This window comes from Paenibacillus sp. JNUCC 35, assembly GCF_058269095.1.
Map to the genome: position 1 here is coordinate 2,171,650 of NZ_CM177771.1, position 12,377 is coordinate 2,184,026.

General features: G+C 55.5%; 10 protein-coding genes. All 10 read left to right on the forward strand.

All coding sequences use genetic code 11. The features are described from left to right. Position 1: 1 nt before the first annotated feature. Entirely contained in the window at positions 2–988 is a 987-nt protein-coding gene (locus AC2TF6_RS10000; RefSeq protein WP_491310884.1) for a beta-ketoacyl-ACP synthase III, read from the forward strand. A 27-nt stretch (positions 989–1,015) separates the two neighbouring features. Continuing rightward, positions 1,016–1,942 carry an ACP S-malonyltransferase gene (gene fabD / locus AC2TF6_RS10005; protein WP_218228494.1) on the forward strand — a complete coding sequence of 309 codons (927 nt, stop codon included), beginning with the start codon at positions 1,016–1,018 and terminating at the stop codon, positions 1,940–1,942. 38 nt (positions 1,943–1,980) lie between these two features. Next, positions 1,981–2,721 carry a 3-oxoacyl-[acyl-carrier-protein] reductase gene (fabG, locus tag AC2TF6_RS10010; RefSeq protein WP_491310885.1) on the forward strand — a complete coding sequence of 247 codons (741 nt, stop codon included), beginning with the start codon at positions 1,981–1,983 and terminating at the stop codon, positions 2,719–2,721. Positions 2,722–2,824: 103 nt separating this feature from the next. Further along, the gene (gene acpP, locus AC2TF6_RS10015; RefSeq protein ID WP_009673355.1) at positions 2,825–3,058 is read left to right on the forward strand and encodes an acyl carrier protein; all 234 of its coding nucleotides are present in this window, start codon (positions 2,825–2,827) and stop codon (positions 3,056–3,058) included. Between the two features lie 149 nt (positions 3,059–3,207). Continuing rightward, positions 3,208–4,410 (forward strand): beta-ketoacyl-ACP synthase II, encoded by a 1,203-nt coding sequence (gene fabF, locus AC2TF6_RS10020; RefSeq protein ID WP_491311621.1) that lies wholly within the window; start codon positions 3,208–3,210, stop codon positions 4,408–4,410. A gap of 21 nt (positions 4,411–4,431) precedes the next feature. Further along, positions 4,432–5,133 carry a ribonuclease III gene (rnc, locus tag AC2TF6_RS10025; protein ID WP_009673364.1) on the forward strand — a complete coding sequence of 234 codons (702 nt, stop codon included), beginning with the start codon at positions 4,432–4,434 and terminating at the stop codon, positions 5,131–5,133. 482 nt (positions 5,134–5,615) lie between these two features. Beyond that, entirely contained in the window at positions 5,616–9,194 is a 3,579-nt protein-coding gene (gene smc / locus AC2TF6_RS10030) for a chromosome segregation protein SMC (protein WP_491310886.1), read from the forward strand. 150 nt (positions 9,195–9,344) lie between these two features. Then, the gene (gene ftsY / locus AC2TF6_RS10035; protein ID WP_009673370.1) at positions 9,345–10,334 is read left to right on the forward strand and encodes a signal recognition particle-docking protein FtsY; all 990 of its coding nucleotides are present in this window, start codon (positions 9,345–9,347) and stop codon (positions 10,332–10,334) included. A 209-nt stretch (positions 10,335–10,543) separates the two neighbouring features. Beyond that, positions 10,544–10,894 carry a putative DNA-binding protein gene (locus AC2TF6_RS10040; RefSeq protein WP_009673356.1) on the forward strand — a complete coding sequence of 117 codons (351 nt, stop codon included), beginning with the start codon at positions 10,544–10,546 and terminating at the stop codon, positions 10,892–10,894. A gap of 89 nt (positions 10,895–10,983) precedes the next feature. Further along, entirely contained in the window at positions 10,984–12,345 is a 1,362-nt protein-coding gene (gene ffh, locus AC2TF6_RS10045) for a signal recognition particle protein (RefSeq protein ID WP_218228498.1), read from the forward strand. Positions 12,346–12,377 lie beyond the last annotated feature (32 nt).

Consider the following 12,377-nt stretch of genomic DNA (forward strand, 5'->3'; position numbering starts at 1 on the left):
AATGAATGGCATTCCTGTGGGCATTCTGGGCACGGGTAAATATGTGCCTGATCGGGTTTTAACGAATCAGGAACTGGAGTCTATGGTGGAGACGAACGATGAATGGATCGTGACGCGCACCGGGATCCGGGAACGGAGAATGGCGGCTCCCGAGCAGGCAACCTCCGATTTGGCGCTTGAGGCTTCACGCATTGCGCTTGAAAATGCGGGAATTACGGCGGATCAGCTGGATTTGATCATTGTGGCTACCGTTACGCCGGATATGGCGTTTCCGTCGGCTTCGTGCATTCTGCAGGAGAAGCTGGGCGCCAAGAACGCGGCGGCCTTCGATTTGGCCGCAGCCTGCGCGGGCTTTATCTATGGCTTGGCCAATGCGTCCAATTTTATCGCGAACGGTATTTACAAGTATGCCCTGGTCATAGGAGCGGATACCTTGTCGCGGATCACGGATTACACGGACCGCAACACGTGCATTCTGTTCGGCGACGGAGCCGGTGCGGTCGTGATCGGCGCGGTGCCGGAAGGACGCGGCTTCAAGTCCTTTGAACTCGGTGCGGACGGTTCCGGTGCGGAGCTTCTTAAGATCGCCGGCGGCGGTTCCCGCTATCCGGCATCCCCCGAAAGCCTCGACCAGCGCCTTCACTACATCTATATGGCAGGCAGCGAAGTGTTCAAATTCGCGGTCCGCATCATGGGATCGGCCGCGGAAGAAGCGCTTCGCAAAGCGGGACTTCATAAAAACGATATCGATCTTCTGATTCCGCATCAGGCGAACATCCGGATTATCCAATCCGCGCTCAACCGTCTGGAGCTGACCGAGGACAAATGCATGATCAACCTGGACCGCTACGGCAACATGTCGGCCGCTTCCATTCCGGTAGCGCTGGCGGAAGCTGCCGAACAGGGCCGTCTTAAAGAAGGCGACACGACAGTGCTGGTCGGCTTCGGCGGCGGTCTGACTTGGGGAGCGTCCGTGCTGATCTGGTAAAAAAGTGGAAGGGGAATACTGACGTTTATGGGCAAGATAGCTTTTGTATTTCCGGGACAGGGAGCCCAGTCGGTCGGCATGGGGAAGGATGCTTATGACGCTCATGAAGGAGCGAAACGCGTCTTCGACGAGGCCGACAAGGCACTAGGCTACTCCTTATCCTCTCTCGTATTCGAGGGACCCGAGGATGAACTGAAAATTACGTATCATACACAACCCGCTCTGCTTACCGCGAGTGTGGCTTATCTGGAAGTGTTCCGCCAAAAAGGCATCGTGCCGGACTTTACGGCCGGGCACAGCCTGGGCGAATATTCCGCGCTGGTAGCCTCCGGCGTGCTCGGCTTCGAGGATGCCGTGCGCACCGTGCGCGCGCGCGGCGAGTTTATGGAACAGGCCGTGCCGGGCGGGCTCGGCGCGATGGCTGCCGTACTGGGAGCCGAGCGCGGCGCGCTGGACGAGCTTTGCCGCTCCGTCAGCGCTGAAACCGGCGCGGTCGAGCTGGCCAATATCAACTGCCCGGGCCAGATCGTCGTTTCCGGCACCCGCGAAGGCGTGCAGGCGGTCGTGGACCGCGCCAAGGAAATCGGCGCGAAACGGGCGATTCCGCTCGAAGTGAGCGGGCCGTTCCACTCCTCGCTGATGAAACCGGCGTCGGAGAAGCTGGCGGACGTGCTTGCGGGCCTCAGCCTGCAGGAAGCTGCCGTGCCCGTCGTGGCCAACGTTACGGCGCGTCCGGTCACTTCGCCGGATGAAATCCGCGACCTTCTGGTCCGCCAGGTGTATTCTCCGGTGCTGTGGGAAGACACTGTCGCGTGGCTGATCGAGCAGGGTGTCGACACCTTCGTCGAGATCGGTTCGGGGACGGTGCTCGCCGGTCTGATCAAGAAAGTCAGCCGGAGCGTGAAAGTCGTTTCCGTCAACAACCTGGAAGCGGCGCTTCAGGCCGAGATTTAAGCGTCACACAAATTCATGATGTAGTGGGAGGACAAGCCATGCTGAGTGGTAAAGCGGCGCTCGTTACCGGAGCTTCCCGCGGAATCGGCCGCGCCATTGCCCTGGAACTTGCCGCAAGCGGGGCCGATGTGGCAGTCAACTATGCAGGCAGCGAACAGGCTGCGGAAGAAGTCGTTAAAGAGATCGAGGCGATGGGAAGACGCGCGGTTAAGCTCCGCGGCGATGTAAGCAAATCCCAGGAAGCCGAAGATCTTGTCAAGCAGACGATTGAAGCCTTGGGCAGTCTGGACATACTGGTGAATAATGCCGGAATTACCCGGGATAATCTCATTATGCGGATGAAAGAGGAAGACTTTGACATCGTCATCGCGACCAATCTCAAAGGCGTTTTCAACTGCACCAAAGCGGCGACCCGCCCCATGATGAAACAGCGTTCGGGCCGCATTATCAATATCTCGTCCGTCGTGGGCGTGCTCGGCAACCCCGGGCAGGCCAATTACGTGGCGGCGAAAGCGGGCGTCATCGGTCTCACGAAGGCGTCCGCCAAGGAGCTTGCGTCCCGTGGGATTACCGTTAATGCGGTAGCGCCGGGCTTCATCTCCACCGATATGACCGACCAGCTGCCGGAGGAGCAGAAGGCATCCCTTCTGCAGCAAATTCCGCTCGGCAAGCTCGGCAAGCCGGAAGATATCGCGAAAATCGTCCGTTTCCTCGCTTCGGACGAAGGTTCCTACATGACCGGCCAGACGCTTCACGTCGACGGCGGCATGTACATGTAAGACGCCCTACGGGGCCCGTGCCGCAGTCGGCGGTTGTCCCGCTTAGACAAGTATGGCATTTTGATTCGTATTCTCGTATAATACCAAGGAGGAGGTGAGCCGGATGTCCGACGTACTAGATCGCGTAAAGAAAATTATCATCGACCGTTTAGGGGTAGAAGAAACTGAAGTTACCCTTGAAGCGTCTTTCAAAGAAGATTTAGGTGCTGATTCTCTCGATGTTGTAGAATTGGTTATGGAACTTGAAGATGAATTTGATCTGGAGATTTCCGACGAAGATGCTGAGAAGATTACGACTGTGGGAGAAGTAGTGAATTACATAAAATCTCATACGTAAAAATCTTTGGAGTCCCGTTCTAAAAAGAGTCCCGTTCTCATAAAGGCGGGACTTCTCCTCATTTTCTGAACGTAGAAAAAGCGAGAGAAAACACCCTTAATTCAGAGGTGGTACACGTGAATAGAGTTGTTATTACAGGACTTGGAGTTATGAGCTCCCTGGGTCAAGAAGTGGATACTTTCTGGGGCAATCTGCTTGCGGGCAAATCCGGTGTCAGCGCTATCGAAAGCTTCGACGTAAGCGAGTATCCGACGCGCATCGCCGCATCCGTTAAAGATTTCAACCCCGAAGATTATATAGATAAACGTGAAGCAAGAAGAATGGACCGCTTCGTGCAGTTTGCGGTTGCGGCCAGCATCAACGCCTTGAAGAGCTCCGGCTTGAACATACAGGAAGATACGGATCCCGAGCGGGTCGGCGTTTATGTCGGTTCCGGAATCGGCGGCCTGTCGACTTGGGAAGAACAGCATAAGATTCTGCTTGAAAAAGGACCGAAGAGGGTCAGCCCGTTCTTCATTCCGATGATGATCGCGAATATGGCTTCAGGCCAAATCTCGATGATTACCGGAGCGAAGGGTCCGAACAGCACGGCGGTTACCGCTTGCGCGACAGGAACGCACTCCATCGGAGATTCGTTCAAACTCATTCAGCGCGGAGACGCCGATGTGATGATTTGCGGCGGAGCCGAAGCGACCATCAGCCCGACGGGCGTTGCCGGCTTCTGCGCGCTCCGTGCGATGTCTACCCGCAACGACGAGCCTGAGAAGGCGAGCCGTCCTTTCGATACGGGCCGTGACGGCTTCGTGATGGGCGAGGGTGCGGGTGTCCTCGTACTGGAGTCGCTTGAGCATGCTCAGAAACGCGGCGCCCACATCTACGCCGAAGTCATCGGCTACGGAATGAGCGGTGACGCGCATCATATGACGGAGCCCGATCCGGACGGAGCGGCCCGCTGCATGGTCAAAGCGATCAAGGACGCAGGCATTGCGCCGGAAGAGATCGACTACATCAATGCGCATGGTACGAGTACGCCGGTCGGGGACAAGTCCGAAACAACGGCCATCAAGAAAGCGCTGGGTGAGCATGCTTACAAAGTCGCTGTCAGCTCGACGAAATCCATGACCGGTCATCTTCTTGGTGCAGCCGGCGGCGTTGAAGCCGTTATTTGCGGGCTTACGCTCGAAAACGGTATCATTCCGCCGACGATTAACCTGGACGACCAGGATCCGGAATGCGACCTGGATTACGTGCCGAACATTCCCCGCAAGAGCGACGTTCAGGTGGCCATGTCCAACTCCTTCGGGTTCGGCGGACATAACGCAACGATTATTTTGAAAAAATATCAAGCCTAACAACCGGCCGGTGGTGAGAACATGAACCGAGACGTCAATCAGCTTCTAGCCGACATGGAGATCCGCTTTCAAGACCTCGATTTGCTTAGGCAGGCTTTTACGCACTCTTCCTATGTGAATGAACACCGGATGGCGAATTACCAGGACAATGAACGTCTTGAGTTTTTGGGTGATGCCGTTTTGGAACTAACGGTGTCGGAATACTTGTATTTCAAGTATCCGCACCGCACAGAGGGAGAGCTGACGAAGCTTCGGGCGTCGATCGTTTGTGAACCTTCGCTAGTCAACTTTGCGGAGAAGCTCAATTTCGGGAGTTACGTACAGCTCGGCAAAGGCGAGGAAATGACGGGAGGCCGTTCGCGTCCCGCGCTTCTCGCCGATGTTTTCGAGTCTTTTATCGGAGCGCTGTACCTGGACCAGGGGCTTGAAGCGGTTAAGCTCTTTTTGCAGCAGCATGTGTTTCCCTATGTATCAGCGGAGGGCAAGCTGCTCGTGATCGATTATAAGACGCAGCTGCAGGAGCATACCCAGCACCACAATATGGGGGCGCTCGAATACCGTATCGTGGAAGAGCGAGGTCCGGCTCACGAGAGAGAGTTTGTGGCTGAGGTCTATATGGATGCCAAACAGCTCGGCAAAGGGGCCGGACGTTCCAAGAAAGAAGCGGAACAGCAGGCGGCTTCCCAAGCATTGACGAAGCTGAATGTGCCCATGGAGCGTTAGAAGCGAAGCAAGATGGCCTGGCGCGGCGGAGTATCGTCTCCGAGCGCGCCGTCCTATAAAGCAGAGAAAGAGCAGCCCAGGAGCTGCTCTTTTCTTTTGCGCTCTATTTTGAACGCGGGATATGGTACAATAGAGGCTGGGTTAGGGCCGGGCCTCGCCCTTCTACAAGGGGATAAATCCCCCGGTTTGATAAAAAAACGCCAAGAGATCGGATACCGGACAGGCTGTCAGAGGGGCCGGTAAAGCCGAGCGGCTTCGGGGTGCCTTCCCCGGCCGTAAGCTTAGACATTTAGGAGAGCTGTGAACGCAGCCCGCCAATCCTTACACAGCGGCTTTTCTTGCGAAAAGCTGAGCATGCTTATGAAGTAACTTTTCCTGCGAAAAGTTTAGTGACGCTTACGAAGTAACTTTGCTACCCGCAAAGTTTAGTAGTCCTTACGAAGTAACTTTTCTTACGAAAAGTTTTGAGGTGAAAAGAATCTATGTTTTTGAAGCGGATTGAATTATCCGGGTTTAAATCGTTCGCGGACCGCACGGAGCTGGAGTTTGTCAAAGGAATCACGGCTGTAGTCGGTCCGAACGGCAGTGGGAAGAGCAACATTTCAGACGGCATCCGCTGGGTGCTCGGGGAAACGAGCGCGAAGAGTTTGCGCGGCGGCAAGATGGAAGATGTTATTTTTGCCGGCAGCGACGCGCGCAGAGCCGTTAATTTCGGCGAAGTATCGCTCACGCTCGACAATACGTCCCAGTCGCTGCCTCTCGATTACAACGAGGTGACGGTCAGCCGGCGTGTGCACCGGAGCGGAGACAGCGAGTATTTTATAAACAAGCAGTCCTGCAGGCTGAAAGACATTACCGAACTGTTTATGGATACCGGAATCGGCAAAGAGGCGTATTCGATTATCGGCCAAGGCCGGATCGAAGAAATTTTGAGCAATAAATCGGAAGAGCGCCGCAGTATTTTTGAGGAAGCATCCGGAATCGTCAAATATAAATCGCGCAAGAAGGAATCGGAGAAGAAACTCCAGGAAACCGAGCAGAACCTTCTGCGCATTCATGACCTCGTCACGGAGCTGGAAGATCAGATCAATCCCTTGCGGGAACAGGCCGAGAAAGCGATCCGCTACAAAGAGCTGAAGGAAGAACTGAAGCACAGCGAAATTGCCGTATACGTTCACCAGATCGATCAGATCTATGTCTCCTGGTCGGAGACAAACGAGAAGCTTACCGCTTTGAAAAAGGAGCAGCTCAGCTTATCCACGTTTGTCAGCCAGCACGATGCCCAATTGGAGAAACACCGCTGGGAAACGAAACGGCTGGAGGAAGAACTGGAGAAGCTTCAGGAGACCCTGCTGCAAATCTCCGAGGATTTCGAAAAATGCGAAGGCCACGGCGAGGTGCTCAAGGAACGGAAGAAAAATTTCGCTTCCAACGAACAGCAGCTGGAGCAGACCATCGTTCTTCAGGAAACGAGATTTTCGGAGAAAGAAGCGGAGCTGGCCGGGCACCGTGAGAAAATCGTACATATCGGCGCGCAGCTGTTCGAGTATCAAGCCAAGTTGTCCGAAGAGGAGAATCGTCTCCAGGGGGTCAGCGGCGGCTTGAATTCGGGCGTGGAGGATCAGCTGAAATCCGAGCTTCTCGATAAAATGAATGCGATGGCGCAGTGCCGCAACGAAATCCGTTATGCGGAGCAGCAGCTCGAATCGTTGGCACGGCGGCTTCAAAAGCTGGAAGAAGAAGGGCAGAAGAGGACCGCTTTGCAGTCCGATATCGCCGCCCGCAAGAAGCAGCTTGAAACAAAACTGGAGCAGACCCGTAAAGAAGTCGAGAAGATCCGCTCCGCTTATCTCGATTTGAGCGAAAGTCTCAAGAAGAAGCAGACTCTGCTGGAAGAATCGTCCGGCATGCTGCGCAAATGGGAGCAGCGGATCGACGCGCTCACATCCAGACGCGACACAATGAAAGAAATGCAGAACGATTACGACGGCTTTATGCACGGCGTTAAGGAAGTGTTAAAAGCCAAGAACCGTTCCGACGGGCTCAAAGGGATTCACGGGGCCGTTGCGGAGCTTGTCAGCGTGCCGGCGGAAATCGAGCTGGCCGTGGAAACGGCTCTCGGCGGAGCCTTGCAGAATATCGTCGTGGCGACGGAAGCTTACGGCCGCGAAGCGATCGCTTTCCTGAAGCGCCGGCAGATGGGGCGCGCGACGTTTCTGCCCATGGATGTCATCAAGGGACGTTCGATCGGTGAAAGTGAACGCGGTGCGCTGACGTCTTCGAACGGGTTCGTGGGCATCGGGGTTGACTTGATTAAATTCGACCCGCAGTATCACAATATTTTTTCCAGTTTGCTGGGTACGGTTATTATTGCGGAAACGCTGGAAGATGCGAACCGGATTGCCGCCAAAGCGCACTACCGGTACCGTGTCGTTACGCTTGAAGGAGATATCGTTAACCCGGGTGGTTCCATGACGGGCGGGAGTCTTCAGAAAAAAAGCTCCAACCTGCTCGGCCGCCAGCGGCAGATCGAGGAGCTTGACGGCGAGATCGAAGCTTCGGAGACGCAGCTTCAGCAGCTCAAGACGAGGGCTTCCCAGGCCCGCAAAGAGATTGTCGAAGACAACGCGAATCTGGAAGAACTGCGGGGGCGCGGTGAGCAGAAGCGGATCGAAGAACAGCAAATCCGTGCGGATCTGGCTCCGCTTGAAGCGGAAGTGCGCCGCATGGAGGAGCAGCTGACGCTGGAGCGCGACGACCGTTCGACGCTGCTTGAGGAACGCGGCCAGCAGGAGCGCAGCATCGAAGAAAACCGCCGGCAGCTCGAAGAGCTGCAGCAGGAAGAGGAGGCGCTCCAGCAGGCCATCCGGGACGCCGAGTCTTCGCGCAAAGCGAACGAATCGGCGAAGGAGGAACTGCAGAACCAGCTGACGGATCTCAAGGTTCGCGTCGCTTCCGCTTCGCAGGAGAAGCAGTCGCTGCAGGATCAGCAGCGGAGGCTCCAGCAGGATCTCGCGGAAGCGAAGCAGGAGCTGGAGATGAATCGCCGCCAGCTATGGCAGCTTCGCGCGGAGATGGAATTCCATGCGGAAGAAAGCGTCAAGCAGGTGGAACTGCTCAATACGCTGAAACTCCGCAAGCAGAAATGCACGGAGGACATCGAATTCAAGCGTTCCGAACGCGCGGGGTGGATGGACAAGCTCCAGCAGGCCGAGAACGAAACCCGCGAACAGCGTACGCAGCTCAAGCAGGTGGAGGAGCAGTGCCTGCAGCACGAGGTGCGTGTGAACCGGCTGGACGTGGAGCTCGAGAACCTGCTCAAAAAGCTTGGCGAAGAGTACGAAATGAGCTACGAACTCGCCAAAGAACGCTACCCGGTGCCGGAAGATATCACCGGCGCACAGAACAAGGTTCGCGATCTGAAGCGCTCCATCTCTTCGCTGGGCGATGTCAACCTTGGCGCGATCGAGGAATACGCCCGCGTGTCCGAGCGTTACGATTTCCTTTCCGTCCAGAAGGACGATCTGGTGGAGGCGAAAACAACGCTCTACACCGTGATCCGGGAGATGGACCAGGAAATGTCGAAGCGCTTCAAAACGACATTCGATGCGATTCGCTCCCATTTCGTGGTCGTTTTCGTGAAGCTGTTCGGCGGAGGCCGGGCGGATCTGATTTTGTCCGATCCGGAAAACTTGCTGGAGACGGGCATCGAGATCGTAGCCCAGCCTCCGGGTAAAAAACTGCAGAACCTGCAGCTGCTCTCCGGCGGGGAAAGAGCGCTCACGGCGCTTGCGCTGCTGTTCTCGATTCTGCGCGTCAAGCCCGTTCCGTTCTGCGTGCTGGACGAAGTCGAGGCGGCGCTGGACGAAGCGAACGTGACCCGTTTTGCCGAGTATTTGCGCGAATTCTCCGAAACGACCCAGTTTATCGTGGTCACGCACCGCAAGGGAACGATGGAGGAAGCGGACGTGCTGTACGGGGTTACGATGGAAGAAGGCGGCGTTTCCAAGCTTGTATCCGTACGGCTTGAAGACGAGGAAGCGATGATTTCCGCCTCTTGACGAGAAACGGCGATTCCGGAAACAAGTATCGTCCGCGTCCGGGAAACCTGATTTCACGGGCGGTAAATCCGGTTATATATACGTGTATTTTCGATCAGCCACTTTTCAGGCTCTTTAAGAGCCATTTCAGAAAGCGAGGAACAGCTTCAGATGAGCTTTTTTAAAAGGTTAAAAGAGAGCATTTCCAGCAAAACCGAGGCGGTAACGAATAAATTTAAGGAAGGTCTCACCAAAACGCGCGATGTGTTCGTGGACCGTGTGGACGATCTCTTCAGCCGCCGCAAAAAAATCGACGAAGAATTTTACGAAGAGCTGGAAGAAATCCTGATCGGCGCCGACGTCGGCGTGAGCACGGTCATGGAGTTGATCGAGCAGCTGCGCGGTGAAGTGCGCAAACGTAAAATCGAAGATCCGAACGACCTTCAACCGGTGCTATCCGAGAAGCTGACGGAGCTCCTGAAAGGCAGCGAAGACAGCAGCATCAGGCTGGCTCCGGGCGGGCTGAGCATTATTTTGTTCGTCGGCGTTAACGGCGTGGGCAAAACGACCACAATCGGTAAAATGGCGCATATGTACAAATCGCAGGGTAAAAAAGTCATCCTGGCCGCAGGCGATACGTTCCGGGCCGGCGCGATCGAGCAGCTCGAAACGTGGGGACAGCGTGTAGGCGTGGACGTCATCAAGCAGCAGGCGGGTTCCGACCCGGCGGCTGTCATGTTTGACGCCGTGCAGGCCGCGAAAAACCGCGGGGCGGACATTCTGCTTTGCGATACGGCGGGACGTCTGCAGAACAAGGTGAACCTGATGGAGGAGCTCAACAAGATTTACCGGGTGATCCGCAGGGAAGTTCCCGATGCTCCGCATGAAGTGCTTCTCGTGCTGGACGCCACGACAGGTCAGAATGCCCTTCAGCAGGCTAAAATGTTCGGCGACAAAACCGGTCTGACCGGCCTCGTATTAACGAAGCTGGACGGAACGGCGAAAGGCGGCATCGTGGTTGCGATCCGGCAGGAGCTGAACATTCCCGTAAAATTCGTGGGACTGGGCGAGAAAATGGACGATTTGCAGCCGTTTGATTCCGAGCAGTTCGTTCATGCGCTGTTCGGCAAATGGATCGCCGAGGAAAAAGCGGAGGCTTAACGGGCCTCCGTCCCGAGCTGAACCCCGTACGGTCGGCATTGTTCGTTTGCTTGAAAGGTACTTGTGCGCGAGCCTTCCCGAAGGCGGTATTTCGCGGCGCCGCGAATTTTTTAGCTGACAAGGTGAAGGGCTTGACATCCCATCCGACATCCTTTAATATAAGGACTGTTGCTGGTGTAAAGTGCATAACCTTGACGGAGGCGGGCCCTATGACGGAAGATCGCATTCTGGAGAAAACGAACCGAATTAATCTTCTGTTTGATTTCTACGAGCCCATGCTGACGGACAAACAGCAGGCTGTGCTTAAACTGTACTTTCACGACGATTACTCTCTCGGAGAAATCGCCGAGCAATTCAAGATCAGCCGCCAGGCTGTTTACGAACATGTGAAACGCGCGGAGCAGATGCTCGAAGATTACGAGAGCAAACTTCTGCTGCTGACGAAACACGAACGCCGCTTGAAGCTTCTGAGCGAGGCGGAGGAGTTGCTCCTCCAGTCGCCGGGCGACCTTGCGGACCGGGCCGCGGATTACATGCGCCGGATCGTTCATACGGAATAGAACGAATAACTCTGCCGAGGCAGAGACCCATACATGTAAGAAGACGCAAGTTCAAAGCAATTGAAACTAGTAGGAAGGAGGCGGTTTAGATGGCATTCGAAGGATTAACCGGCAGGCTGCAGGGCGTATTCGACAAGCTCCGGGGCAAAGGCAAGCTGACGGAAGAAGACGTGAGCGAGGCGCTTCGCGAAGTGCGACTGGCTCTTTTGGAAGCCGACGTTAACTTCAAAGTAGTCAAAGACTTCATCGCCAAGGTGAAAGAGCGCGCGGTCGGACAAGACGTGATGAAGAGTTTCACCCCCGGCATGGTCGTCATCGACATCGTAAACAAAGAGCTTACCGACCTTATGGGCGGAACGCACACGAAGCTGGCCAAAGCGAACAAACCGCCTACCGTTATTATGATGGTCGGTTTGCAGGGTGCGGGTAAAACGACAACGTCCGGCAAGCTGGCTAAAATGCTGCAGAAGCAAAATCATAAGCCGCTGCTGGTTGCCTGCGATATTTACCGGCCCGCTGCCATCAAGCAGCTGCAGGTGCTGGGCGAGCAGCTGAAGGTTCCCGTGTTTTCCATGGGCGACCAGGTCAGCCCCGTCGAAATCGCGAAGAACGGGCTTCAGTTCGCCAAGGACAACAACAACGACTACGTGATCGTCGATACGGCCGGACGGCTGCACATTGACGAAGCGCTTATGGATGAGCTGAAAAATGTGCGTGAAGCGGTCGGCCCGCACGAAACGCTGCTGGTCGTCGACGCGATGACGGGGCAGGATGCCGTCAACGTGGCCGAAAGCTTCCACAAGCAGTTGGAACTAACGGGTGTCGTCCTGACTAAGCTCGACGGCGATACGCGCGGCGGTGCCGCACTATCGGTCAAAGCCGTTACCGGCTGTCCCATCAAGTTCGCCGCAATGGGCGAGAAAATGGACGCGCTGGAGCCTTTCTATCCGGAGCGGATGGCTTCGAGGATTCTCGGCATGGGCGATATGCTCACCCTGATCGAGAAGGCGCAGGCGGGTATCGACGCGGATAAAGCCAAGGAAATGGAACGCAAGATGCGTAATGCCGAGTTCACGTTCGATGATTTCCTCGAACAGATGGAACAGGTGAAGAAGCTCGGTCCGCTGGACCAGCTGCTGGATATGCTCCCCGGAGCCGGCAAAATGAAAGGCATGAAAGACCTGAAAGTCGATGATAAACAGATGGGCCGTGTCGAGGCCATCGTTAAATCGATGACGAAGGAAGAGAAACGCAAGCCTGAAATCATTAATGCCAACCGGCGCAAACGCATCGCGCTCGGCAGCGGCAATTCCGTTCAGGATGTCAACCGGCTACTGAAGCAGTTTGAAGATATGCGCAAAATGATGAAGCAGTTCTCGGGCATGATGAATCCCAAAGCCATGAAGAACATGAAGAAGCTGGGCAAAGGGTTCAAGTTTCCGTTCGGTTAACGGCCGGCGGTTTCGATACAAGGCGTTTATTC